Source organism: Raskinella chloraquaticus (SeqCode), assembly GCF_021731865.1.
Lineage (GTDB): Bacteria > Pseudomonadota > Alphaproteobacteria > Rhizobiales > UBA4765 > Raskinella > Raskinella chloraquaticus.
In genome coordinates this window covers 1-23,541 of sequence record NZ_JAKFWN010000031.1, presented here as the reverse complement: position 1 = coordinate 23,541, position 23,541 = coordinate 1, and the positions used below count along the sequence as shown (strand labels likewise).

General features: G+C 61.4%; 23 protein-coding genes and 1 pseudogene. 15 read left to right on the top strand and 9 right to left on the bottom strand.

Annotated features, from left to right (window positions below; genetic code table 11):
• Positions 1-78 precede the first annotated feature (78 nt).
• The 4 genes from ACINK1_RS11280 (at position 79) to ACINK1_RS11265 (ending at position 3,507) form a co-directional block, all read left to right on the top strand.
• Complete coding sequence (locus ACINK1_RS11280; protein ID WP_376802601.1) at positions 79-870, top strand: inositol monophosphatase family protein; 792 nt, start codon at positions 79-81, stop codon at positions 868-870.
• 128 nt (positions 871-998) lie between these two features.
• Positions 999-2,003: a flagellar motor protein MotA gene (locus tag ACINK1_RS11275; RefSeq protein WP_376802600.1), complete on the top strand. Its 1,005-nt coding sequence runs from the start codon at positions 999-1,001 to the stop codon at positions 2,001-2,003.
• Positions 2,000-3,028, top strand: coding sequence for a peptidoglycan -binding protein (locus ACINK1_RS11270; RefSeq protein ID WP_376802599.1), 1,029 nt, complete (start codon positions 2,000-2,002; stop codon positions 3,026-3,028). Before ACINK1_RS11275 ends, ACINK1_RS11270 begins: the two co-directional genes overlap by 4 nt.
• Positions 3,028-3,507: a GNAT family N-acetyltransferase gene (locus ACINK1_RS11265; RefSeq protein ID WP_376802598.1), complete on the top strand. Its 480-nt coding sequence runs from the start codon at positions 3,028-3,030 to the stop codon at positions 3,505-3,507. Before ACINK1_RS11270 ends, ACINK1_RS11265 begins: the two co-directional genes overlap by 1 nt.
• On the opposite strand, the gene ACINK1_RS11260 is transcribed toward ACINK1_RS11265, so the two are convergent.
• Positions 3,504-3,887 (bottom strand): carboxymuconolactone decarboxylase family protein, encoded by a 384-nt coding sequence (locus ACINK1_RS11260; RefSeq protein WP_376802597.1) that lies wholly within the window; start codon positions 3,885-3,887, stop codon positions 3,504-3,506. The two genes, ACINK1_RS11265 and ACINK1_RS11260, sit on opposite strands and share 4 nt — an antisense overlap.
• Positions 3,888-3,992: 105 nt before the next feature.
• Between ACINK1_RS11260 and ACINK1_RS11255 the strand changes: the two genes are divergently transcribed.
• From ACINK1_RS11255 to ACINK1_RS11225, 7 genes are read left to right on the top strand one after another with little or no spacing between them, the layout of a single operon-like run.
• Positions 3,993-4,850 (top strand): MaoC family dehydratase N-terminal domain-containing protein, encoded by an 858-nt coding sequence (locus tag ACINK1_RS11255; protein WP_376802596.1) that lies wholly within the window; start codon positions 3,993-3,995, stop codon positions 4,848-4,850.
• Positions 4,847-6,007 (top strand): CaiB/BaiF CoA-transferase family protein, encoded by a 1,161-nt coding sequence (locus tag ACINK1_RS11250; RefSeq protein WP_376802595.1) that lies wholly within the window; start codon positions 4,847-4,849, stop codon positions 6,005-6,007. The genes ACINK1_RS11255 and ACINK1_RS11250 overlap by 4 nt, the downstream gene beginning before the upstream one ends.
• A gap of 35 nt (positions 6,008-6,042) precedes the next feature.
• A complete protein-coding gene (locus ACINK1_RS11245; protein WP_376802594.1) occupies positions 6,043-7,605 on the top strand; it encodes an ABC transporter substrate-binding protein in 1,563 nt (520 codons plus the stop codon).
• Positions 7,606-7,614: 9 nt separating this feature from the next.
• The gene (locus tag ACINK1_RS11240) at positions 7,615-8,532 is read left to right on the top strand and encodes an ABC transporter permease (protein ID WP_376802593.1); all 918 of its coding nucleotides are present in this window, start codon (positions 7,615-7,617) and stop codon (positions 8,530-8,532) included.
• A 1-nt stretch (position 8,533) separates the two neighbouring features.
• A complete protein-coding gene (locus ACINK1_RS11235; protein ID WP_376802592.1) occupies positions 8,534-9,430 on the top strand; it encodes an ABC transporter permease in 897 nt (298 codons plus the stop codon).
• Complete coding sequence (locus ACINK1_RS11230; protein ID WP_376802591.1) at positions 9,430-10,401, top strand: ABC transporter ATP-binding protein; 972 nt, start codon at positions 9,430-9,432, stop codon at positions 10,399-10,401. The genes ACINK1_RS11235 and ACINK1_RS11230 overlap by 1 nt, the downstream gene beginning before the upstream one ends.
• Positions 10,398-11,351 carry an ABC transporter ATP-binding protein gene (locus ACINK1_RS11225; protein WP_376802590.1) on the top strand — a complete coding sequence of 318 codons (954 nt, stop codon included), beginning with the start codon at positions 10,398-10,400 and terminating at the stop codon, positions 11,349-11,351. Before ACINK1_RS11230 ends, ACINK1_RS11225 begins: the two co-directional genes overlap by 4 nt.
• Positions 11,352-11,355: 4 nt before the next feature.
• Here ACINK1_RS11225 and ACINK1_RS11220 read toward each other — a convergent pair whose 3' ends face one another.
• Positions 11,356-13,161: an ABC transporter transmembrane domain-containing protein gene (locus ACINK1_RS11220; RefSeq protein WP_376802589.1), complete on the bottom strand. Its 1,806-nt coding sequence runs from the start codon at positions 13,159-13,161 to the stop codon at positions 11,356-11,358.
• 177 nt (positions 13,162-13,338) lie between these two features.
• On the opposite strand from ACINK1_RS11220, the gene rpmE reads away from it, so the two are divergent.
• Positions 13,339-13,560: a 50S ribosomal protein L31 gene (rpmE, locus tag ACINK1_RS11215; protein ID WP_376802656.1), complete on the top strand. Its 222-nt coding sequence runs from the start codon at positions 13,339-13,341 to the stop codon at positions 13,558-13,560.
• A gap of 51 nt (positions 13,561-13,611) precedes the next feature.
• On the opposite strand, the gene ACINK1_RS11210 is transcribed toward rpmE, so the two are convergent.
• Complete coding sequence (locus ACINK1_RS11210) at positions 13,612-14,148, bottom strand: DUF1465 family protein (protein ID WP_376802588.1); 537 nt, start codon at positions 14,146-14,148, stop codon at positions 13,612-13,614.
• 239 nt (positions 14,149-14,387) lie between these two features.
• Positions 14,388-14,579: a DUF1192 domain-containing protein gene (locus ACINK1_RS11205; RefSeq protein ID WP_376802587.1), complete on the bottom strand. Its 192-nt coding sequence runs from the start codon at positions 14,577-14,579 to the stop codon at positions 14,388-14,390.
• Positions 14,580-14,708: 129 nt separating this feature from the next.
• Between ACINK1_RS11205 and ACINK1_RS11200 the strand changes: the two genes are divergently transcribed.
• Both ACINK1_RS11200 and ACINK1_RS11195 read left to right on the top strand, forming a co-directional pair.
• Positions 14,709-15,710, top strand: coding sequence for an NAD(P)H-quinone oxidoreductase (locus tag ACINK1_RS11200; protein WP_376802586.1), 1,002 nt, complete (start codon positions 14,709-14,711; stop codon positions 15,708-15,710).
• A 163-nt stretch (positions 15,711-15,873) separates the two neighbouring features.
• Positions 15,874-16,557, top strand: a complete 684-nt coding sequence (locus ACINK1_RS11195; RefSeq protein ID WP_376802585.1) for a DUF1013 domain-containing protein — start codon at positions 15,874-15,876, stop codon at positions 16,555-16,557.
• Positions 16,558-16,561: 4 nt separating this feature from the next.
• Here the strand turns inward: ACINK1_RS11195 and ACINK1_RS11190 are convergent, their stop codons facing one another.
• Entirely contained in the window at positions 16,562-17,341 is a 780-nt protein-coding gene (locus ACINK1_RS11190) for an SDR family NAD(P)-dependent oxidoreductase (RefSeq protein ID WP_376802584.1), read from the bottom strand.
• 169 nt (positions 17,342-17,510) lie between these two features.
• Positions 17,511-19,412, bottom strand: a complete 1,902-nt coding sequence (locus ACINK1_RS11185; RefSeq protein ID WP_376802655.1) for a propionyl-CoA synthetase — start codon at positions 19,410-19,412, stop codon at positions 17,511-17,513.
• Between the two features lie 198 nt (positions 19,413-19,610).
• Between ACINK1_RS11185 and ACINK1_RS11180 the strand changes: the two genes are divergently transcribed.
• On the top strand, positions 19,611-20,945 hold the full coding sequence (locus ACINK1_RS11180) for a methyl-accepting chemotaxis protein (protein WP_376802583.1): 1,335 nt from the start codon (positions 19,611-19,613) through the stop codon (positions 20,943-20,945).
• A gap of 35 nt (positions 20,946-20,980) precedes the next feature.
• On the opposite strand, the gene fba is transcribed toward ACINK1_RS11180, so the two are convergent.
• The 3 genes and pseudogenes from fba to ACINK1_RS11165 all read right to left on the bottom strand — a co-directional run.
• Positions 20,981-22,048 carry a class II fructose-bisphosphate aldolase gene (gene fba, locus ACINK1_RS11175; protein WP_376802582.1) on the bottom strand — a complete coding sequence of 356 codons (1,068 nt, stop codon included), beginning with the start codon at positions 22,046-22,048 and terminating at the stop codon, positions 20,981-20,983.
• A gap of 32 nt (positions 22,049-22,080) precedes the next feature.
• Positions 22,081-23,277 (bottom strand): phosphoglycerate kinase, encoded by a 1,197-nt coding sequence (locus ACINK1_RS11170; protein ID WP_376802581.1) that lies wholly within the window; start codon positions 23,275-23,277, stop codon positions 22,081-22,083.
• A 9-nt stretch (positions 23,278-23,286) separates the two neighbouring features.
• Positions 23,287-23,541 (bottom strand): annotated as a pseudogene (locus tag ACINK1_RS11165) (erythrose-4-phosphate dehydrogenase); the annotation flags it as partial.

Below are 23,541 nucleotides of genomic sequence, written 5' to 3'. Positions count from 1 at the left end.
TGGCCACTCGTGGACCACCAAAGGCGGTGACCGCAAGGCGGCACGACCTCGCCAGCCGTTCTGATACACAGGGATCCCATGCAGCGTTCAGCTACACTCAATGTCATGGTCGAAGCGGTGCGCAAGGCCGGCCGGGGTCTGGCGCGCGATTTCGGCGAAGTCGAGAACCTGCAGGTGTCGATCAAGGGGCCGGGGGATTTCGTTTCAGCGGCGGACCGGCGGGCCGAAGAGACCATCCGTCAGGTTCTTGAACATGCCCGCCCCGGCTACGGGCTGGTGATGGAGGAAGCAGGCATCATCGAGGGTAGCGACCGGACCCATCGCTGGCATATCGATCCGCTGGATGGCACGACCAATTTTCTCCACGGCATCCCCCATTTTGCGGTTTCTCTCGGGCTTGAGCGCGAAGGGGTGATGATCGCTGGTGTCGTGCTCAACCCCATCACGAATGAGTTATTTGTCGCCGAGCGCGGCAAGGGCGCCTATATTGACGGGCGCCGCCTGCGCGTGTCGGCGCGAAGCGACCTGTCGCGCACCGTGATTGGTACAGGCGTGCCGCATATGGGGCGTGGCAACCATGCCAATTATGTCGAAGAATTGAAGCTGGTGATGGCGCGTGTTGCCGGTATCCGGCGGTTCGGTGCCGCCGCCCTCGACCTCGCCTTTGTTGCCGCTGGTCGTTTCGACGGGTTCTGGGAGCGTGGCCTGTCGTCGTGGGATATGGCGGCGGGCATCGTTCTGGTGCGCGAGTCCGGTGGTTTGGTCAGCGATTTTTCTGATCGGGATAATATGCTGAAGGATGGCGATGTGGTTGCCGGCAATGAAACGGTCCATGGCGAATTGCTGCGGTTGCTGGCGCCCGCTCGCTAGAACGGCCTAAGGAGGCCGGCCTCGGGGTGCTGGACGGGGCATGCCGGGTACCGCTATTTTGTCACGAACCATCACTACAACTCGTATCTGACGCGCCTTTGTTTCTGTTCGCATTCCCTGGAGGTGTCATGGAGCGCAGCGATCCGACCAAGCTCTCCTCACCGCATATCTTTCTGATCAGGATGGTGCTGTTTCTGATCCTGGTGATCTTTGTGGTTGCCGCTACCCACCGACAGCTTCTCGTGGCGTTCGCCGCCAATCCTTTTCTCAATGGCGTTATCGTCATGGTGCTGGCGCTCGGGATCATTCTGGTGCTGGCGCAGGTGGCACGTCTGTTTCCCGAAGTGCGCTGGGCCAATGCCTATCGTGGCGGGAGCGATGTGCCCTACAAGGTACTGGTGCGGGGCCCGGTGCTGTTGTCGCCGATGGCAGCGCTGCTGGGCGACCGGGTGGGCAAGGTGCAGATCGGCCCGGCGGCTATGCGTTCCATCCTCGATTCGCTGGGCGGCAGGCTGGATGAGGATCGCGACGTCACGCGCTATATGACCGGGCTGCTGGTTTTCCTTGGTCTGCTTGGCACATTCTGGGGCCTCACCGAGACCGTGACCTCCATCGGCAAGACGATTTCTGCCCTTGATGTCAGGGTCGGCGAAAGCGGATCGGTGCTGGAAAATCTCAAAGTGGGGCTTGCTGCGCCGCTGGCCGGGATGGGCACGGCCTTTTCATCCTCGCTGCTCGGACTGGCGGGATCGCTGATCCTCGGCTTTCTCGATCTGCAGGCGGGGCAGGCGCAAAACCGCTTCTTCCAGGAATTTGAAAACTGGCTGTCGACGCAGACCGAGGTGATGAGCGAATCTTCAGGGGCGGCGCCGGCGCCGGCCTCGCTGATGTCGGGCGATCTTGCCGCCATGCTGGAGCGCATCAGCGGCCAGCTCAGCGACACGCAAGGCACCTCCAAATCGACAGCAGCGATGGCGACCTTGAGCGAGGGTATCCAGGGGCTGGTGCAGCACATGCGCCAGGAACAGCAACTCATCCGCGACTGGGTTGAAAACCAGAATGCCAACCAGAACCAGACATTGAAGCGGTTGGAAGAGATGATTATCGCTGTCCGCGCTGAGCGTCGCCCATGAGCATCATGGGGCGGGCACGGCGGCGTGAACGGCTGGATTACTGGCCGGGCTTCGTCGATGCGCTGTCAACGCTGCTGCTGGTCTTCATCTTCCTGCTGTCGGTCTTCATTCTGGCGCAGTTCTACCTGTCGCAGGAGCTGAACGGGCGCGATGCGGTGCTCAGTCGTCTCAATCGCCAGATTGCTGATCTGACGGTGCTGCTTGGCCTCGAGCGTTCCGGCAAGCAGGAGCTGGAAAGTCGTGTCGGCACGCTTGCCGGGGATCTCGAAAAGGCGACCCGCGAGCGGGCGCGCCTGCAGATCGAGGTTGACAATGCCCGCCAGCAAGGCGGCGATGGCGATGCGCGGCTTGCCGGTCTGGCGCGCCAGGTTGAGGATCAGCGCGGGGTTGCTGAACGCGCGCTGGCGCAGATCGAGGCCCTCAACCAGCAGATATCGGCGCTGCGGCGACAATTGACCTCGCTTGAAGCAGCCCTTCAGGTCTCGCAGACCCGTGACAGCGACAATCAATCGCGCATCGCTGATCTCGGGCGCCGGCTTAATGTGGCGCTGGCGTTGAAGGTCGAGGAATTGTCGCGCTATCGCTCCGACTTTTTTGGCCGTTTGCGCGATATTCTGGGCAGCCGCGCCGATATGCGGGTGGTGGGCGATCGCTTCGTTTTTCAATCCGAGCTTTTCTTCGATCAGGGGCTCAATGAATTAAAGCCGGGCTCCGAGGCCGAACTCGACAAGCTGGCAGCCGCGCTGGTCGATCTCGAAGGACAGATACCCGCGGAAATCAACTGGGTTTTGCGCGTGGATGGCCACACCGACAAGCGACCGATTGCAACCGGGCAGTTTCCCTCCAACTGGGAATTGTCAGCCTCGCGGGCGATTTCGGTGGTGCGCTACCTGATCAGCCGCGGTGTCAAGGCGGAACGGCTGGTGGCCGCCGGCTTCGGTGAATTCCAGCCCATCGAGACGGGCGATGATGTCGAGAGCCTGTCGCGCAACCGGCGGATCGAACTGAAGCTGACGGAGCGCTAGTGAACCAGAGCGTCCGCGAGGTGGAATGGCGCCTCAGACCCTATCGCGAGGCCGATCTTGAGCCGGCACTCATCGTGTGGGAACGCGCCTGGCGCCACACCCTGCCCGAGATTGATTTTGCCGCCCGTCTGCCGTGGTGGCGCGCGCGCTGGGTCAATGAGATGCTGCCGGTTGGCGAGGTGCTGGTTGGTGAAGGTGATGATGGCAGGCTGGCGGGATTTCTCGTGCTGACCCCGGCGACCGGCTATATCGACCAGATCGTTGTCGACCCCGAGCAGTGGGGTAGCGGGCTGGCGGCGCGCTTCATGGAGTATGCAAAAGTGCGCTGTCCTGGCGGCCTTGACCTTCATGTCAACCAGGCCAATGTGCGGGCGCTCGCCTTTTACCGCCGCCACGGCTTTGTCGTGGCGGCAACAGCGGAGAACCCGCGCTCCGGCCTGCCGACGTTTCATATGCGCCGGGAAAATCATCCGGGTTAGAGGGCACCTTCGCTCTTCAGCACCTCATGGGCAGCCTTGAAGGCTTCAAGCCCGGCGGGGATGCCGGAATAGACGGTGGCGTGGAGGATGATTTCCTTGATCTCCTCCACGGTGACGCCGTTGGCAAGCGCCCCTTTGACATGAAGCTTCAGTTCGCTTGGCTTGCTGAGTGCGGTCAGCATGGCGAGATTGAGCATCGAGCGCGTCTTGAGATCAAGGCCCGGACGGGTCCAGGCAAAGCCCCAGCACCATTCGGTGGTGATGCGCTGAAACGCCATCATGAAGTCGTCGGCGCGGGCGATCGAGCCATCGACATAATCAGCCCCCAGCACCTGGCGACGGATTTCGAGGCCTTTGTTGAATTGTTCGCTTTCAGCCATGATGTTTTCCCTGATGTGAAACGCGGTGGGTCGCGTGCTTGCCATCCTGCCAGTTTCCGTTGTCGATTGGCGAGGGATATCCTGGTTGTTTGCAGGGGAGGGAAGATGAGCGACGCCTATGAGGACTGGATCGGGCGCAGCGAGATGGCGCACGACATTGTGACGGCCGGCCTTGTCGATCGCCTGGACGCAACGCTTGATTCAGGTGTGAGCGGGGATGGCGCGGCGCTGCGTCCGCTCGGCCATTGGTGCCTCTTCCTGCCGCAGACGCCGCAATCACAGATCGGAACGGACGGTCACGCGTTGCGCGGCGGGTTCCTGCCGCCGGTCCATCACCTGCCACGGCGCATGTGGGCTGGCAGCCGCCTGACTTTTCATGGCGATATGCGCATCGGCATGGCGGTCGAGCGGCGATCGACAATTGCCTCGGTCGCGCGCAAGCAGGGCGCCTCGGGCGAACTGGTGTTCGTCACCGTTCGCCATGAGATTTCGCAGGCAGGCGGCGCGCTGCTGGTGAGCGATGAGCATGATATCGTCTATCGCGGGGCCACGGGTGCGGCGGTCAAGCTTTCTGGCGAAACGGCTCCTGCGGGCATATGGCGGCGCGATCTTGTGCCCGATGCCGTCCTGCTGTTTCGTTATTCAGCGCTCACCTTCAATGGTCATCGCATCCATTATGACAGACCCTATGTGACGGCGGTCGAGGGCTATCCGGGCCTCGTCGTTCATGGACCGCTGATTGCGACGCTGCTCCTTGATCTTGTTCATCGTCATATGCCGGGAGCAACCGTCGCGACCTACCGCTTTCGTGCCTTGTCCCCCGCCTTTGACGGAGCCAATTTGTCCCTGCACGGGTCGCCGCCCGACGGCGAGGGTGTAATCAAGCTGTGGGCGTGCAAGGATGATGGCAGTGTGGCCATGCGGGCTGAGGCCCAGATCGCCCGGCAGGATGTGATCTCGTGACCCGCCCTCTCGACGGGTTGCTGGTTGTGTCGCTCGAACAGGCGATTGCCGCGCCCTATTGCAGCCGCAGGCTTGCCGACCAGGGCGCGCGGGTGATCAAGGTCGAGCGCCCGGATGGCGGCGATTTTGCGCGTGCCTATGACGAGCGGGCGCGTGGCCTGTCGAGCCATTTCGTATGGTGCAACCGCTCCAAGGAAAGTCTGACGCTCGATCTCAAGCAGGCCGATGATGTTGCGGCATTGAAGCGCATCATCGCGCACGCCGACGTCTTTATCCAGAATCTGGCGCCGGGCGCCGTTGCCCGCCTTGGTCTTGATGCGCCAGCCTTGCGGGCAACGCATCCCCGTCTCATCTGCTGTTCGATTTCCGGCTACGGCGAAGGGGGGCCGTGGTCGGCGCGCAAAGCCTATGATCTGTTGATCCAGGCAGAGGGCGGCTTCCTGTCAATCACCGGAACTGCGGAGACACCCGTCAAGGCAGGCATTTCGATAGTCGATATTGCTGCGGGCGTTGCGGCGGAAAGCGCGATATTGGCCGCTCTCATCCGGCGGGAACGAACGGGCGAGGGTGACATCATTGATATCTCGATGCTGGAAGCGCTCACCGAATGGATGGGCTATCCGCTCTACTACGCCTGTGACGGGGCGAGCCCGCCATCCCGTTCAGGTGCCGAGCACGCGACGATCTACCCTTACGGGCCGTTCAAGACGGCGGATGGCGTGGTGCTCTTTGGCCTGCAGAACGACCGCGAATGGGAGAGCTTTGCGGCTATCGTTCTTGAGCGCCCGGATCTGGCCAGCGATGTGCGTTTTCGTGGCAATGCCGGGCGGGCGCAGCACCGCGCGCTGCTTGACGATATCGTCGTGCCAACGCTTGCCGGGTTGTCGACCTCCACGGCGATGGCCCGGCTCGATAACGCCGGCATCGGCACGGCGAGAGTGAACAGCCTTGCCGATGTGTGGGCGCACCCGCAACTTGCCGCTCGCGCCCGATGGGGCATGGTCGAGACACCCAACGGAGCCATCCCCAGCCTCATGCCGGTGGCGGGCAGCGCATGGACGGGGCGCATGGATGGGGTCCCGGCTCTGGGTCAGCATACGGCAGCGATCCTTGCCGAATTCGCCGACGGCGAGGCTGTCGGGATTTCTCGCGAATAAACAACCGGCTTGCCTGCAGCCTCGTTCTCGGCAGAATGGCGGAGCGGACGGGTATGGTCTGGCAGGGGAGATGGATGATGGCTGGCAAATGGATTGTGGGATTTGTCCTGGCGCTCGGGGTCTTTGTCGCGCCGCTTCCTGCCAGCGCCGGCAAGGCCGATAACTCCATCCGCTTTGCCTATGATCAGGCGCCGGAGAATGTCGATCCCTATTTCAACAATGTCCGCATTGGCGTCATTATCGGCCAGCATGTGTGGGACACGCTGATCTATCGTGATCCGCAGACGAATGAGTACAAGGGCCAGCTCGCCGAAAGCTGGAAGCAGATTGACGACAGAACGTATGAATTCATGCTGCGTCAGGGCGTGACATTCCATAATGGCGACGAGTTCGACGCCGATGACGTGGTTTATACGCTGAATTTTGTGTCAAAGCCTGAAAGCAAAGTCGTAACCCAGACCAATGTGAGCTGGATCGACAAGGCGGAGAAGATCGACAAATACCACGTCCGCGTGACGACCAAGAAGGTGTTTCCGGCAGCCATCGAATATTTCGCTGGCCCGGTGGTGATCCACCCCCATGCCTATTATGAGAAGGTTGGCCCGAAGGGGCAGAACGAGAAGCCGGTGGGTTCAGGCCCGTTCAAGGTCACGGCCTACTCACCGGGCAAATCCATCACGCTGGAGCGGAACCCCGCCTATTTCAAAGCCTCCCCCAAGGCGCAGGCAAAAATCAACAGGATCGACATTCGCTTTATTCCCGATCGTCAGACGCAATTGGCAGAAATTCTGTCCGATGGTCTCGATTTCATCATGAGCGTGCCGAAGGACCAGGCCGACCAGTTGCAGGCCGTACCGACGCTCCAGGTCGTCTCCGGCGAGACGATGCGCATTGTGTTCATGCAGATGAACATTCTCGACAATACGCCAGCGCCCGCGCTGCGCGATGAGCGGGTGCGTCGGGCGATCAACCATGCAATTGACCGCGAAGCGATGGTGAAGAACATTGTCGGTGCGGGGTCGCGCCCGCTGGCGACGATCTGCTTCCCCACCCAGGTTGGCTGTACCGATGAGGGGGCTGCGCGCTACGCCTATGATCCGGCCAAGGCGAAAGCATTGCTCGCCGAAGCTGGTTTTGCCAACGGTCTTGATCTCGACATCGTCGCCTACCGCGAACGCAACCAGACGGAAGCCATCATCGGCTATCTCAAGGCGGTCGGCATTCGCACCAATCTGCGCTTCCTGCAATACGCCGCCCTTCGTGATGTGATCACGTCGGGCAAGGCGATGCTGACCCACCAGACCTGGGGGTCGTTTTCGGTCAACGACACGTCGGCTTCAACACCTAATTATTTTGCCTTCCGAGCCGAAGATATCACCCGCGACGAGACGGTGCGCGACCTGCTGAACAAAGGTGATAATTCGGTCGATCTGGCGACGCGCAAGGACGCCTATAAAGGCGCGCTCAAGATCATCGCCGACAAGGCCTATGCAGTCCCGCTTTACTCGCTGCCGGTTTATTACGCGGCGGCAGCGGCGCTTGACTTCAAGGCATACCCGGACGAGCTGCCGCGTTTCTGGGAGATGCGATACAAGTAGGCCCTGCCCATGGCCCGTTTTGTTGTCACGCGGCTCGCTCTTGCGCTGGCGGTTGCGCTGGCGGTGTCGATCATCGCTTTCCTTCTATTGCGGCTGTCGGGCGATGTGGCAACCGCGCTTGCCGGCGAGGGCGCGCAGCAGGCTGATATCGAGGCCGTGCGCAAAATTTACGGCCTCGACCGGCCGGTGATCGTCCAGTATGGCGAGTGGCTGTGGCGGGTGATGAGCGGTGATTTCGGCACCTCGCTCTATTTCAAGACCGATGTAGCGAGCCTCGTCCTTTCCAAGCTGCCGACAACACTTGTGCTCGGGCTCTCCTCTCTCGTCTTCTCGCTTCTCATTGCCATCCCCCTTGGCATCATCGCTGCTCTTTACCGCAACAGCCTGATTGACCGGCTGGCGCTTGGCCTGGCCGTCATCGGGCAGGCATTGCCGAATTTTTTCTTCGCGCTGTTATTGATCATGGTCTTTTCGATCACATTGCGCTGGCTGCCCGTGTCGGGATCAGGCACGTGGAAGCATTTCGTCATGCCGACGATTGCGCTTGGTTACTATGCCGCGCCGGCTTTCATGCGGCTCATCCGGGCCGGCATGATCGAGGTCCTGTCGGCGGATTATGTCCGCACCGCGCGCGCCAAGGGCCTGCCGGCGCGGCTGGTCATCTTCAAGCATGCGCTGCGCAACGCCATCGTGCCGGTGGTCGCCCTGACGGCGGTTCAATTAGGGTTCCTGCTTGGCGGCTCGGTGGTGATTGAAACCATCTTCGCCCTCGATGGCCTGGGCTACCTCGCCTATCAGAGCATCGCCAACAAGGATTTTCCGGTCATGCAGGTGGTCGTCCTCCTGCTCTCCCTCGTCTATGTCGGACTGACGCTGATGGCAGATATTGCCAATGCCTGGCTTGATCCGCGCATCCGTGTGGCATGAGATGACGATCGCCGCAGCGCCAAGCCCATCGGCAGCCGAGGACAGCGCCGCCACGGGGTTTGCACACCGCGCGGTCCGCGAGCCGGCGCTCATGATCGGCCTGGCGTTGATCGGCGTTTTTGTCACTCTTGCCGTTTTTGCTCAGGTTCTCGCCACGCACGACCCTTATGCGCAGGATCTGACGCGCCGCACGATCCCGCCGCTATGGTATGCCAAGGGCAATTGGGATCACCTCCTTGGCACTGATCCGCTGGGGCGCGATTATCTGGCGCGCCTGCTTTTCGGCGCCCGCATTTCCCTGCTGATCGGCTTTTGTGTCGCCGCGCTCGCGGGTGTTATCGGCACAGTGATGGGGCTGGCGGCGGGATATTTCGGCGGCAAGGTCGACATCGCGGTGTCGTTTCTGGTCACGACGCGGCTGGCGATGCCGGTGATCCTCGTGGCGCTGGCGGTTGTTGCGCTGATCGGCAGTTCGCTTGTCGTGGTGATCCTGGTCCTCGGCCTTCTCAAATGGGACCGCTTCGCCGTTGTCATCCGCAGCGCAACCCAGCAGGTTCGATCGCTTGATTATGTGACGGCGGCTGAAGCCATCGGTGCCTCGCGCTGGCGCATCCTGTTTGGTGAAATCCTCCCCAATGTAGCGCCCCATCTGATCGTGGTTGCAACCCTTGAGATGGCAAGCGCCATCCTTCTGGAAGCAGCGCTGTCGTTTTTGGGGCTAGGTGTGCAACCGCCTTTGCCCTCGTGGGGTCTGATGATCTCCGAGGCCAAGGCCTACATGTTTTTCTCCTTCTGGCTGATTGCGCTTCCCGGTGGCGCGCTTGCCGTGCTGATCCTTGCCATCAATCTGGTCGGCGATGGGCTGCGCGATGTTCTGGCGCCGGATGGACGCGGGTGATGGCTACTCCGCTCCTTGCCGTTGACGGTCTCGACGTTACGATCACCACAGGGCGAGGGCGGCTCAATGCGGTGCGTGGCGTGTCGTTTTCAATCGAGGCCGGTGAAACCCTGTGCCTGGTTGGTGAATCGGGGTGCGGGAAATCGATGACGGCGCTCGCCCTCATGGATCTGCTGCCCAAAGGTGCCGTGCGCCGGGTCGAGCGTTTCATTCTCGACGGCAACGACCTCAAAAGCGCGTCGCGCCAGCACATCAATTCGCTACGCGGCACGCGCATGGCGATGATCTTCCAGGAACCGATGAGCGCGCTCAACCCGGTCTATACGATTGGCGAGCAGATGATCGAAGGTTACCGGTTTCACCGTCACGTCGACGCGCAAACGGCGCGCGAGCGGGCCATCTTTCTTCTCGACAAGGTCGGCATCCCCGCCGCGTCAGGCCGGCTTGAGCAATACCCGCACCAGCTGTCCGGGGGATTGCGCCAACGGGTGATGATCGCCATGGCGCTGATGTGTGAGCCGAAGCTGCTCATCGCTGATGAGCCAACGACAGCGCTTGATGTCACCATACAGGCGCAGATCCTGCATCTGCTTGCAGATTTGCAGCGGGAATTCGGTATCGCCCTGCTGCTGATCACGCATGATCTGGGCGTCGTTGCCCGCATCGCCACGCGGGTGGCGGTGATGTATGGTGGCGAGATCGTCGAGGAGGCATCGAGCGAGCGCCTCTTTGCCCGGCCGCGTCATCCCTATACGCGTGGCCTGATGGCCTGCATTCCGGTGCCGGGGCGAAGTGAACGCGGACAACGGCTTGGCACCATTGCCGGAACGGTCCCCTCGCTTGTCGGCAACATCGAGGGATGTGCCTTCCGATCCCGTTGTGTGCAAGCCGCAGATCAGTGCGCTGATGCGGTGCCGCTCAATGCGATGGATGATCACCGCTGGCGCTGCCACGTCGAGACCGCCCGATGAGCGTTGTCCTTTCCGCCGAGGGTGTGTCGCGCCATTTTTCGGTCGGGCAGGGGCTGTTTCGCGCGCGACGTCAGCTCAACGCCGTCAACGGCGTCGACATGGCACTTCATGATGGCGAGGTGCTGGGTATTGTCGGGGAATCGGGGTGTGGAAAGTCGACGCTGGCGCGCCTCTTGCTGGGGCTGCTGGCGCCTTCTGCGGGCGTGATCCGACTGGGCGGGCATGATATGTCCACCCTGGCGCGCCGCACGATCGCGCGGCAGGTGCAGCCGATCTTCCAGGATCCGTTTTCCTCACTTAATCCGCGCCAGAGAATTGCCAGCATTGTTGCCTTGCCATTGGCGGTGCACGGCACGCTTCGGCACGAAGAAAGGCGGCACAAGGCGCTCGACATGCTCGAGCGGGTTGGACTTTCGGCCCGGTTTGCCGATTGCTATCCGCGTGAATTGTCGGGCGGCCAGCGCCAGCGTGTTGCAATTGCCCGCGCGCTGGTGATGAAGCCGCAGATGGTCATTTGCGATGAACCGACGTCGGCGCTTGATGTGTCGGTGCAATCGCAGATCCTTAATCTGCTGATGGATTTGCGTGAGGAATTCGGCCTGACGCTGGTCTTTATCAGCCATAATCTGGCGGTGGTCGAACACTTCGCCACGCGGGTCGCGGTGATGTATCTGGGGCGGATCGTCGAGCAAGCTGAAACGGAAGCGCTGTTTGCAAGGCCGCGCCATCCTTACACTCGCGCCCTTCTGGCCTCCGTGCTGACGCCGCAGCCGGGGCAAGGCATTCCCGATACCGGGCTTGGGCTTGCCTATCCTGATCCGCTCCATCCGCCGCCGGGCTGCCCTTTCCACCCGCGCTGCCGCGAGCGCCTTGCTGCCTGCAGCGACCGGTTACCGCTTCTTGATCGCGGCGAGCGACATAGCGTTGCCTGCCATCTTCACGAGCGGTGAGCGGTCAGCTCTTGGTCTGGATGTCAGCAAACTGCAAGCGCGCCAATTCGCCATAAAGTCCGCCGGCGCGTACCAGTTCCTCATGCTTTCCTTCCTCCACAATCCGGCCCTTGTCGATGACGAGAATGCGGTCGGCCTTGAGAACGGTCGCCAGCCGGTGGGCGATGACGAGTGTCGTTCGCCCGATCATCAGCCGGTCGAGCGCGTCCTGCACCAGGCGTTCGCTTTCGGCATCGAGGGCGGACGTTGCCTCATCCAGCAGCAGGATCGGCGCATCGCGCAGGATGGCGCGGGCAATCGCCACACGCTGACGCTGGCCGCCCGAGAGCGTCACTCCGCGCTCGCCGATGGCTGTCTCAAGACCGCGCGGCAACATGCGGATGAAGTCGAGCGCATGCGCAGCCTTGGCGGCGGCGGCAATGTCCTCGTCGCCCGCCGCGTCCCTGCCGTAACGGATGTTGTTGGCTACCGTGTCGGCAAACACGGTCGGATCCTGCTGCACGATGGCCATGCGTCCGCGCACCGCCTGCGGATCGGCCTTGCTGATATCGATGCCGTCAATCACCACACGTCCGCGCTGAGGGTCGTAGGCACGCAGGAGCAACGACAGAATAGTTGATTTGCCGGCGCCCGACGGACCAACAATGGCAATGCGCTCGCCGGGGCGAACTGCAAACGACAGATTGTCGAAGACCGGATGATCGGGCCGCGTGGGGTAGGCGAAGCTGATGGCGTCAAACACGATCTCGCCGCGCGCCGGTGTCGGCATCGCCAAGGCCGGCACGGGCGTCTTCACGGTGATGTCCTCGTGCATCAATTCGCTGATGCGCTCGGCCGCTCCCGCCCCTTGCGCAATCTCCGCCCATACCTGGGACACCTCGCCAAGGGCGCCGGCGGCCAGCATGGCATAGAGGACGAATTGCGACAGGGTGCCGGCGCTGAGCCGCCCGGCGATGACGTCGCTGGCGCCAAACCACAGGACCATGACGACGGATGAAAAGACGAGGAAGATGGCAATTGCCGTCAGCGCCGCGCGGGCGGCGGTTGATTGCCGGGCTGCCTGATAGGCCCCTTCGGAATAGGTATTGAAGCTGTCGCGTGCGGCCTGCTCATGGGTGAAGGCCTGAAGCGTGCGCATGGCGGCGATCTGTTCGCTGGCATAGCCGGCGGCGTCCGCCAGCAGATCCTGGGCGCGCCGGCTGCTGCGCTGAACCTTGCGGCCAAAAACAATAAGCGGAATGACGATGACAGGGATGGCGGCAAGGACGAAGGCTGCAAGAAATGGCGCGGTCACGGTCATCAGCACGGCGGCACCGATGAACATGATGCCATTGCGCAGCGCGATCGAGGCAGAGGCGCCAACGGTTGACTTGATCTGCGTGGTGTCAGCCGATAGCCGCGAGGCGATTTCGCCCGAGCGCGCGCTGTCGAAGAAGGAAATCGACAGGCGGGTGAGGTGGGCAAACAGATCGCGGCGGATGTCGGCAACGACGCGCTCGCCCAGTGTGATGACAAAATAATAGCGCAGCGAGGAGGCCGCGGCGAGAACAGCAACGATAATGATCAGCACCGTAAAATACTGGTCGATGAGCCCGCTGCGGGTTGAATCAAAGCCGTTATCGATCATGCGGCGGACGGCCAGTGGAATGGCCAAGGTTGCGCCGGCGGCCAGAACCAGGCCGCATAGAGCACCCGTCAGCCTGCCGGGGTAGCGCAGCGCATAGGGCACAAGCATGGCCAGGGGGCGCAGATTACGGGCGCTTCGCGGGGTTGCCTTCGCTTCGGCTGGATGGGTGTCGGGTGATCTCACCTGTTGCTCCTGCCCGATGGGCGTTTATCCTTAAACCAGCTTCAGACTTGTTTCATCCGCCGGGCTCGGGTATAGGCTCGCCCAACTTCCACATCTGGCGCGGTTGAGGCGCGGGGTACCGCCTGACGGTATCCGCTGTCCAGCATGTCCCATACCGCGCAGCGCAAGGACAAGACCATGAAGAAAGACATTCATCCTGATTATCACACCATCAAGGTGGTGATGACGGACGGTACCGAATATATGACGCGCTCGACCTGGGGCAAGGAGGGCGACACGATGAATCTCGATATCGATAGCTCGACCCATCCTGCGTGGACCGGCGGCGACACCAAGCTGCTGGATCGCGGCGGGCGTCTGTCGAAGTTCAACCAGAAGTTCGGCTTCCTGAAGAAGTAAGAGCAAGGGCTCGCGCCATTTCGGCACAAACAGCCCCGTCCGGCTCTTGTCTTAACCCGCTTTTCCGGCAAAAGCCGCCGCAAGGCGAGCCAGATTGTTGCCAACCGCGTTGTCGGCAGGCGGCAGGGCTTTGCTGTCGTAGAGCAGGCGATCGAGGTGCGCCACTCGTTCCTGCAAGCGCAGGCTGCGTGTAATGAGGGTATGCAGTGGTTCTGGCAGTGATTGCGCGGCCTCGGATATTTCCGGTTTGCCAAGGCTGCCGATGCTGACTTTCGAGGAATCGATCTTGGCCTGGTCCTTCGACAATTCGCCTTCATTCACCGCCCGCTGGAGCAGGAGCCATGAGGCAAGTTGCATCAGCCGCGTGGTGAGGCGCATGCTTTCGGTTGCATAAGTGAGGGCGCCGGCACGATCGAGCGTCCGGCTATGGTCGCGGCCCGGCCCGTCGAGATAGTTTGCGGTTTCCTCGATGAGCTTCATACCCTCGCGGAACAAGGCAGAAAACGCCTCGGAACCGAGAAGTTTGTCGCCGAAAGCGACAGCCTCAACGCGTTCCCAATCGACGGCGTCAATATCCAGCTCAGCCATGAACTATTCCTGTTTCAAACTTACGTAGCGCAATCTAGCCCGGTTGACGGGGGAGCGAAAGCAAAAGGCGCATTTGTGGTGAATGAGCGAGGGCGCGACCAAAAAAAAGCCGCCTACGAGAGGCGGCTGAAAAGTTGGAAACAGGGAGGCGTCAAACGGAGTGGCGAAGAACCACTCGAGACATGATCTTTATAACTGCGAAACCTTAATTGATGGTTAATGTGGAGGTGGGTTGTGGTTCATGGGCGCTTAAAAAAGGCGTCGGCTGCCTGGCGCTGTGCCTGCTTGGAGGCGCGCGCTGCCTCAAGGCGGGCGATCTCGGCGTGAAGCAGGTCGACCCGCGCGGCCAGTTCTTCAATCGACAATATCGACAGGTCCTGGCCGATCTCATGAGCAATCTTGCGCAATGGGCGGTCATCGTCGGTCATCATGGCTGTCCTCTGGCTCATCGGGCAAATCTAGGATGACGGACGCCTTGCTGTCACGCGCGATGGCGGGTCATAAAGCCGTTTGACGTGACGCTCCTTCGGGGTAGGCATGAACGGATCAGGGAGACAAGCATGACAGCCATACCGACAAAGATGCGCGCCATTGGCATTCCCACACCAGGCGGACCGGAGGCTCTGGTGATCGAGGAACGCCCGGTGCCGGTGCCGGGGCCGGGCGAGGTGCTGATCAAAATCGCTCATGCCGGCGTCAACCGTCCCGATGTGCTGCAGCGCCAGGGCGGTTATCCGCCGCCGCCGGGCGCCTCCGATATTCCCGGGCTGGAGATTTCGGGTGTCGTGGTGGCGCTTGGCGATGAGGCGCGCCGTTTCAGGGTGGGCGATGCGGTGTGCGCGCTGCTGTCGGGGGGAGGCTATGCTGAATATGCCGCCGTCCACGCCTCAAACGTCTTGCCGGTGCCGGCAGGTCTGACGCTTGCCGAGGCGGCCGGCGTGCCTGAAACCTTCTTTACCGTCTGGCATAATGTCTTCGAGCGCGGGGCATTGAAGGCGGGCGAAGTCTTCCTCGTGCACGGGGGAACATCGGGTATCGGCACCACCGCCATCCAGCTTGCCAAGGTTTTCGGCGCGAAAGTGATTGCGACGGCGGGGGGAGCGGAAAAATGCGCCGCCTGCCGCCGGCTGGGCGCTGATCTGGCGATTGATTACCGCAGCGAGGATTTTGTTACCGCAGCGCGAAGCTTCACATCCAAGCGCGGCGTTGATGTCATTCTTGACATGGTGGGTGGCGATTACATTCAGAAGAACTATGAGATCGCCGCCGACAGCGGGCGCATCGTGCAGATTGCCTTCCTGCGCGGGCCGAAGGTGGAAGTCGATTTCCGCCGCCTGATGCTCAAGCGCCTCACCCATACCGGCTCGACACTGCGCATCCGTACCGTTGCCGAAAAGGCTGAAATCACCCGGGCGGTCGAGGACCAGGTATGGCCGCTTCTGGGCGATGGGCGGGTGAAGCCGGTGATGTTTGCGAATTTTCCGCTGGCACAGGCCAACAAGGCCCATGAGCTGATGGAAACCAACACCCATATCGGCAAGATCATCCTTGATATCGCGTGAACGAGACGTCGATTTGCGGGCGCTTGCAGATTTTCCGTGACGGGAGCCGGCAGCCGGTTTATACGGACTGTCTTCCCGTCATCGCTGGTCCGATGACGCTCCCGGCGAAGCGCCCGGAGCAGTCGGCGGATCGCGTTTCACAGTCCGCCGCACGGAGGTTTCCATGTCGCAATCCGCTCTGCTCATGCCCAAGGCGACCGCTGCCTGGCTCGTTGACAACACGTCGCTCACCTTCGACCAGATCGCCGATTTCTGCCGGCTTCATCCGCTGGAGGTCAAGGCAATCGCTGACGGCGAGGCGGGCCAAAGCGTGCGTGGGCTTGATCCCGTCAATTCAGGGCAGATGACACGCGAGGAAATCGCCAAGGGCGAGGCCAATCCGGCGCATGTGCTGGTGATGGCGGAATCGAAAGTGCTGATTGCCGAGAAGAAGCGTAAAGGCCCGCGCTATACGCCGGTTTCCCGGCGCCAGGACCGGCCGAACGCCATTTTGTGGCTGTTGCGCAATCATGCCGAGCTGAAGGACGCGCAGATCATCCGCCTCGTCGGCACCACCAAATCGACCATCCAGCAGCTGCGCGAGCGGGGCCATTGGAACATGAGCAATCTGGTGCCCCAGGATCCGGTCACGCTCGGGCTGTGCACGCAGATCGATCTTGATTTCGAAGTCGGCCGGGCAGCGCGCGGACAACCGGCCGAGCCTGTGCAGCCCCACACCACGCTGCTGCCCGCTGACCAGTCAGTGCGTGGCAATCAGGTGGAAGAAGGTGAAAAGAAGGTCGATCTTTCGCAGGTCTTCGCCAAATTCGCCAAGAAGCCGCATGAGGACGGAACGACCGGCGAGTAACCTCTCAGGCGTCGGTGGCAACGGGGACGGTATAGTTGAGCCCCATGCGCCCGCCATCGGCATAGATCGTCTGGCCGGTAATATAGCTTGCATCTTCCGACAGGAGGAATGCGGCAACAGAGGCGATTTCGCCTGGTTCGCCGATCCGGCCAAGCGGCGTGCGCGAGAGCAGCTTGTGGCGCGCTGGCGTATCAACGGCGATCGTCTTCAGCATATCCGTCATGATGGAGCCCGGGCCGATCGCATTGACGCGAATGCCGTGGGGGGCAAGCGCTACCGCCATCACATTGGTCAGTTGTGACAAGCCGCCTTTCGACACCGCGTAAGGCAGCTGGTTGGGAATAGCCAGGCGGGCATTGACCGACGACATGTTGACGATCGCCCCGCCCTTGCCCTGCGCCACCATGTGGCGGGCGGCCTGCTGGGACACCAGAAAGGCGCCTTTGAGGTTGACGCGCAGGACGCGGTCGAAATCAGCTTCAGCCAGTTCAAGAACATCGGCGGCGTGAACAATGCCTGCATTGTTGACGAGGCCGTTGACCTCGCCGAATGCCGTCACCGCATGGGCAATCAATGCGGCGGCGTCTTTCGCCTCACCGACATCGCAACGGAAAAACCGCACTTCACCCTGTTTCGACAAGGCGCTGGTTGTGGCTTCACCGGCGGCGACATCGACGTCCGACAGCACCACCCGCGCGCCTTCGTGCAGCAGGCGCTCGACAATGGCAGCACCGATGCCGCGCGCGGCGCCGGTGACGATGAACGATTTTCCTTCAAGTTTCATCTTGTCCCTCAGCGGCGTTGCGCATGTCCTGTATCCATCAGCCTAGAGCGTGCGGCGAAAAAGCGGAAACCGGTTGTTCGATAACAGCATGCTAAAACAACAAGATAAGAGCAGATTGTGTTTACACGTTATCGCCATCTGCTCTGGTTGCGTGGCAGTGAGGCTGCAATCATCGGGTCGAGGCGTTGAGCGCGGCGCTGATCTCGTCGATGATCGCTGGATCATCGATGGTTGCGGGCGGCTCGAAGGGCACATTGTCGGCGATCTTGGTCATGGTGCTGCGCAGGATCTTGCCGGAGCGCGTCTTTGGCAGGCGGGCAACTGTGACGACGCGCTTGAAGGCTGCCACCGGCCCGATACGCTCGCGCACGAGCGCCACCACTTCGTCCTCGATTTCGCGGGATGATTTGCTGACGCCTGATTTCAGGACGATAAAGCCGCAGGGCACCTGTCCCTTCAACTGGTCGGCCATGCCGATGACGGCGCATTCCGCCACATCGGGATGCGAGGAGAGAACCTCCTCCATACCGCCCGTCGACAGGCGGTGGCCGGCGACGTTGATGATGTCGTCGGTGCGCGCCATGATGTAGAGATAGCCGTCCTCATCGACATAGCCGGCATCGGCGGTTTTGTAATAGCCGGGGAAATCCGTGAGATAGGCGCTTTTGAAGCGCTCCTCCGCCTGCCACAGCGTTGGAAATGAGCCGGGAGGCAGAGGCAGCTTCACCACCACATTGCCAAGCTGGCCAGCCGCGACGGGGGCGCCGCCATCATCGACTATTTCCAGCGCGTAGCCCGGCATCGGTACGGTTGGCGAGCCGTGCTTCACCGGCAGCAGGCCAAGCCCCATCGGGTTGCCGACGATGGCCCAGCCGGTTTCCGTCTGCCACCAATGGTCGATGACGGGAACTTTCAGCAAGTCCTCCGCCCAGCGGATCGTGTCGGGGTCGGCGCGCTCACCGGCAAGAAACAGTGCGCGGAGGGCCGACAGCCTGTATTTGTCACGAAACGAGCCGGACGGATCTTCCTTCTTGATGGCGCGGAAGGCGGTCGGCGCGGTGAAGAGCGCTGCCACCTGATGGTCGTCGATGACGCGCCAGAACGTGCCGGGATCAGGGGTGCCGACGGGCTTTCCCTCGAAGAGAACTGTCGTGCAACCATGGAGGAGCGGGGCGTAGACAATGTAGGAGTGGCCCACCACCCAGCCGACATCGGAGGCAGCCCAGAACACTTCGCCCGGTTCGATGCCGTAAAGGGCTTTCATCGACCATTTGAGTGCCACCATATGGCCGCCGGTGTCGCGCACCACGCCCTTGGGCTGACCGGTGGTGCCGGATGTATAAAGGATATACGAGGGGTCAGTGGCGGCGACGGCTACGCAGGGAACGCTGCGCTTTTTCAAGCGCGCCTTTGACATGATCTGCTCATAATCATCGTCGCGGTCGGCGAGCAATGTGGCGCTTGCCTGCGGGCGCTGCAAAACGATGCAATGGGCGACCTTGTGATGTGCAAGGGCGAGAGCGCCATCAAGCAGGGGCTTGCAGGCGACCACCTTGCTGCCCTCGATGCCGCACGAGGCGGAAACGATGAGTTTGGGTGTAGAATCATTGATGCGGGTCGCCAGCTCCTTGGCGGCAAAGCCGCCGAAGACCACCGAGTGAATGGCTCCAAGGCGCGCACAGGCCAGCATGGCAACGATAGCCTGCGGCACCATGGGCATATAAAGGATGACGCGGTCGCCCTTGCTGATGCCACGATCAAGGAGACACGCGGCGAAGGCCTCGATCTCGCTTTGCAGGCGGGCATAGCTCCAGTGCTCAAGCGTGCCTGTGACAGGCGAATCGTAGATGATGGCCGTCTGTTCGGCGCGCCCGCGCAGAACATGGCGGTCAACGGCGTTCCAGCAGGTGTTTGTCGTGGCGCCTGCAAACCAGCGTCCATAAGCGCCGTGAGCGCTGTCAAAGACGCTTTCCCATGGCGTGAACCAGTCGATGTCGGCAGCGGCGCCGGCCCAGAACGTTTGCGGAGCCTGCTTCCAGGCGGCGTAGACAGCGGAATAGATGGAGGCCATCGGCGGTTTCCTCATTTTTCTTAATTCTTCATGGAACGAGCGCAGGCGGACGACAAGTCGACCAAGGTCGATGGTTCCAAGCATGAGACATTTCGACTATTTCACACTTTGCTAACCAATATCGCGGAATGTGGAGACGTGCCGATGGGTTATGTACCGCACGGGCGACATCCTCGATCCGAAATTGAAAGCAATGAGATGACCATACCTCCAGAGATTCAATCACGGCTCGCGATTTACGGAATCGACGATGATTGCCGCCAGAAAGTGAAAGAAATCGGCCGGCTGATCGATGATGATCTCGGAGATATATCCGATCGGTTGCTGACGCAGTTGCTGACGATGCCGCATGTGCGCCAGTCGATCCTCGATCATCGCGAGAAGATGAAGGTGCTGCAGGTAGCGGCGATGCGTGAATTGCTGTCGGCTGAATATACGGCAGAGTGGATGCAGTCCATGCGGGACCGCAATGCCCGCGAAATCGAGTTGAAGATCGATCAGCGGACCCGCATGATCCTCGCCTGCTTTCTGATGCGTCAGGCGTTTGCACGCATGGCTGGCCGCTTCCGCTGGTCGGCGAGGAAAGCACTTGCCTATGCCGACGCGTTGCAGCGCGTCACTACATTCGAACTTGCCATCGTCGTCACCCAGCATGGCGATGCGCAGGTCAGCGCGGCGCTGGCGCGCGGCAGACGTATTGATGAATCAGTTGGCACGTTCGAGACCAAGTTTGGCGATATCCGGGCGGCAACGACGGGCGAGGCGCAGACGCTGCTGTCGCTGTCTGAACAGCTGGGTACCCTGGCGCAAAGCGCTTCAAGCCAGTCGCAAAGCGCCAGTGGCGCCGTCGAGAGCACACTCGAAAGCGTGTCGGCGACGGCCTCGGCCTGTGAGGAGCTTGGCGCTTCGATCCGTGAAATCGGCACTCAGGTAACGACCGGTTCGCAGATGGTGCAGGCAGCGGTTGCCAATCTTGAGCGGACCAACCAGGTCATCACGACCCTGACGAGCAGCGTAGAAACCATCGGCTCGGTGGTTCACCTGATTTCTGAAATTGCCGCGCAGACCAATTTGCTTGCACTCAATGCCGCCATTGAATCAGCGCGCGCGGGTGAAGCTGGCAAAGGCTTCGGCGTCGTTGCAACCGAGGTGAAGTCGCTCGCCATGCAGACCTCGGGCGCGACCGAGCAGATTTCCCAGCAGGTCGGGCTGGTGCGCGAAGCGACGCAGAAATCGGTCAACGAAATCAAAAACGTCAGTGAGACAATCTCGAAACTGTCGCAAGTGACTGATTTCATATCAGCAGCGATGGAGCAGCAGGTGGCCGCGACGAATGATATCGGCAATGGAGCGTCCGCCTCAGCACGCAATGCGGAGACGGTGCGCGAAGCGCTGGCCATACTTTCCAAGGCAATCGAGCGCACGGATGCGGCGGCGCGTCAGGTCTCAGGCTCCGCCGAAACCCTCAGCGAGCGTTCAAAGACATTCGACGGTGCGGTCGTCAATTTCGTCGCCGATATCCGCGCTGCTTAAGGCCGCGCGGCGGTGAAACCGCTGGCGAGGGGCGTTCAGGCGATTTTGGGATCAAGGGCACCTCTGGCGTAAAGCTTCGCCATTTCGGCGACCGGGATCACCTTCGAGATTTTTGATGCCTTGCCGGCGGTGTTGAACTCCTCCAGCCGCTGGCGGCAGAGTTTTGTCATCGCTTCCATGGCGGGTTTCAAATATTTGCGGGGGTCGAACTCGCCCGGTTCCTCGGCAAGAACACGGCGGATCTGGCCGGTCATGGCCATCCGGTTGTCGGTGTCGATGTTGATCTTGCGCACGCCATGCTTGATGCCGCGCTGGATCTCCGCCACCGGTACGCCCCAGGTTGGCTTCATCCTGCCGCCGAACTTGTTGATCACATCCTGCAATTCCTGCGGCACCGATGAGGAACCATGCATGACAAGATGGGTGTTGGGCAGTTTGCGGTGAATGTCCTCGATGACGTTCATCGCCAGAACCTTGCCATCGGGTTTGCGCGAGAATTTATAGGCGCCATGCGAGGTGCCCATGGCAATCGCCAGAGCATCGACCCTGGTCTCGCGCACGAATTTCACCGCTTCGTCGGGATTGGTCAGGAGCTGGTCATGCGAGAGCTGTCCCTCGGCGCCATGACCGTCCTCCTTGTCGCCCATGCCGGTTTCAAGCGAGCCCAGCACACCCAGCTCACCCTCGACTGAAATCCCGCCAAGATGAGCCATATCGACGACGGCGCGCGTGACACCGACATTGTAATCCCAGTCGCCCGGCGTTTTGCCGTCGGCCTTCAGCGAACCGTCCATCATCACTGATGTAAAGCCTGCCTGGATCGCCGTCATACAGGTTGCCGGCTCATTACCGTGGTCAAGGTGAACGCACACAGGAATATGCGGATAGATTTCGGTCAGCGCATCCATCATGTGCTTCAGCATGATGTCGTTGGCATAGGAGCGAGCGCCGCGGGAGGCCTGGATGATGACGGGCGCGTCAACCGCATCGCAGGCCGCCATGATGGCGAGCGCCTGCTCCATATTGTTGATGTTGAAGGCCGGCACGCCGTACTCATGCTCGGCGGCGTGGTCGAGAAGCTGGCGGAGGGTGATGCGGGGCATGTCAACTATTCCTTTGAGTGTTCAATCTTGCCTCAGCGTTTCAGGACTTCCACTCCCGGCAACGACTTGCCTTCGAGCCATTCGAGGAAGGCGCCGCCGGCGGTCGACACATAGGTGAAATCCTGGTCGACGCCGGCATGCGCAAGGGCTGCGACTGTATCGCCGCCGCCGGCAACTGACACCAGCTTGCCTGCCTTGGTCAGCATGGCGACGCTGCGTGCAACAGCGTTGGTGCCGGTATCGAAGGGGGGGAGTTCGAAGGCGCCGAAAGGGCCGTTCCACAAAACCGTGCGGATGGTATCAAGGCGTGCTTTCAGCGCGTCGACACTCGCTGGGCCGATATCAAGGATCATGCCGGCCGGGTCGATCGCCTCAACGCCTTGGACCTTATGAGAAGCATGGGCGGCGAAGGTCTCAGCAACGACAGCATCGCCGGGAAGAATGACATCGCAACCGGCGGCGCTGGCGATCTGCAAGGTTGCGCGCGCTGTGTCGTACATGTTCATTTCAACGAGCGATTTCCCGACCTCGAAACCTTGCGCGGCAAGAAACGTATTGGCCATGGCGCCGCCGATCACCAGCACGTCGACGCGTTTCACCAGATTGGCGAGAAGATCAAGCTTCGTTGAAATCTTGGCGCCACCGACAATCGCCATGACCGGGCGGGCGGGATTTTCCAGCGCTGTTGCCAGAGCCTCCAGCTCGGCGGCCATGGACAGGCCGGCACAGGAGGGAAGCAGGCGGGCGATGGCCTCGGTCGAAGCGTGCGCGCGATGGGCACAGGAGAAGGCATCGGCGACAAAAACATCGCCAAGCCCGGCAAGCTTCGCGGCAAAGGCCTGGTCGTTCTTTTCCTCGCCGTCATGAAAGCGGGTGTTTTCCAACAGCAGCACATCCCCCGGGCGGGCGGCGGCCACCGCCTTCTCGGCGTTGTCATCGTGCCAGTCTGTGGCAACAAAGATCACCGGCCGATCGAGCGTTTCGGCAAGCGCCGCCACCACCTGGCGCAGCGACATGGCTGGCACGACCTTGCCCTTCGGCCGGTCGAAATGGGCAAGGATAATGGCAATCCTGCCGCGCTCCAGCACCGCCCTGACGGTCGGGGCGAAGCGCTCGATGCGGGTGCGATCACCGACAACACCATCGTTGAGCGGCACGTTGAGATCGGCACGGATGAGAACGCGCTTGCCTGACAGCGCGAGCGTTTCAAGGGTGGGGATCGCCGCCATCAGCCGTCCTCAGATCAACCGCCCCATGGCGACAGCCGTATCGATCATGCGGTTAGAGAAACCCCACTCATTGTCGTACCAAGACAGAACGCGGACAAATTTTTCGTCCATTACCTTCGTCTGGTCGAGGGCAAAGGTCGAGGATGTCGGTACATGGTTGAAATCCGACGAGACGTTCGGTTCGCTGGTAACCGCGAGGATGCCTTTCAGCGGGCCGCGTCTGGCGGCCTTGATGATGGCGTCGTTGACCTTCTCCACCGTCAC

Excerpts from the sequence above, each read along its gene's own strand:
- ACINK1_RS11270 (WP_376802599.1), top strand. The coding sequence starts at position 2,000 with ATGAGCATCATGGGGCGGGCACGGCGGCGTGAACGGCTGGATTACTGG.
- ACINK1_RS11275 (WP_376802600.1), top strand. The coding sequence starts at position 999 with ATGGAGCGCAGCGATCCGACCAAGCTCTCCTCACCGCATATCTTTCTG.
- ACINK1_RS11210 (WP_376802588.1), bottom strand. The coding sequence starts at position 14,148 with ATGGCTGAGCTGGATATTGACGCCGTCGATTGGGAACGCGTTGAGGCT.
- ACINK1_RS11180 (WP_376802583.1), top strand. The coding sequence starts at position 19,611 with ATGACCATACCTCCAGAGATTCAATCACGGCTCGCGATTTACGGAATC.
- ACINK1_RS11225 (WP_376802590.1), top strand. The coding sequence starts at position 10,398 with ATGAGCGTTGTCCTTTCCGCCGAGGGTGTGTCGCGCCATTTTTCGGTC.
- ACINK1_RS11185 (WP_376802655.1), bottom strand. The coding sequence starts at position 19,412 with ATGGCCTCCATCTATTCCGCTGTCTACGCCGCCTGGAAGCAGGCTCCG.
- ACINK1_RS11280 (WP_376802601.1), top strand. The coding sequence starts at position 79 with ATGCAGCGTTCAGCTACACTCAATGTCATGGTCGAAGCGGTGCGCAAG.
- ACINK1_RS11200 (WP_376802586.1), top strand. The coding sequence starts at position 14,709 with ATGACAGCCATACCGACAAAGATGCGCGCCATTGGCATTCCCACACCA.
- ACINK1_RS11240 (WP_376802593.1), top strand. The coding sequence starts at position 7,615 with ATGGCCCGTTTTGTTGTCACGCGGCTCGCTCTTGCGCTGGCGGTTGCG.
- ACINK1_RS11195 (WP_376802585.1), top strand. The coding sequence starts at position 15,874 with ATGTCGCAATCCGCTCTGCTCATGCCCAAGGCGACCGCTGCCTGGCTC.
- ACINK1_RS11260 (WP_376802597.1), bottom strand. The coding sequence starts at position 3,887 with ATGGCTGAAAGCGAACAATTCAACAAAGGCCTCGAAATCCGTCGCCAG.
- ACINK1_RS11190 (WP_376802584.1), bottom strand. The coding sequence starts at position 17,341 with ATGAAACTTGAAGGAAAATCGTTCATCGTCACCGGCGCCGCGCGCGGC.
- ACINK1_RS11205 (WP_376802587.1), bottom strand. The coding sequence starts at position 14,579 with ATGATGACCGACGATGACCGCCCATTGCGCAAGATTGCTCATGAGATC.
- ACINK1_RS11245 (WP_376802594.1), top strand. The coding sequence starts at position 6,043 with ATGGCGGAGCGGACGGGTATGGTCTGGCAGGGGAGATGGATGATGGCT.
- rpmE (WP_376802656.1), top strand. The coding sequence starts at position 13,339 with ATGAAGAAAGACATTCATCCTGATTATCACACCATCAAGGTGGTGATG.
- ACINK1_RS11235 (WP_376802592.1), top strand. The coding sequence starts at position 8,534 with ATGACGATCGCCGCAGCGCCAAGCCCATCGGCAGCCGAGGACAGCGCC.
- fba (WP_376802582.1), bottom strand. The coding sequence starts at position 22,048 with ATGCCCCGCATCACCCTCCGCCAGCTTCTCGACCACGCCGCCGAGCAT.
- ACINK1_RS11170 (WP_376802581.1), bottom strand. The coding sequence starts at position 23,277 with ATGGCGGCGATCCCCACCCTTGAAACGCTCGCGCTGTCAGGCAAGCGC.
- ACINK1_RS11255 (WP_376802596.1), top strand. The coding sequence starts at position 3,993 with ATGAGCGACGCCTATGAGGACTGGATCGGGCGCAGCGAGATGGCGCAC.
- ACINK1_RS11230 (WP_376802591.1), top strand. The coding sequence starts at position 9,430 with ATGGCTACTCCGCTCCTTGCCGTTGACGGTCTCGACGTTACGATCACC.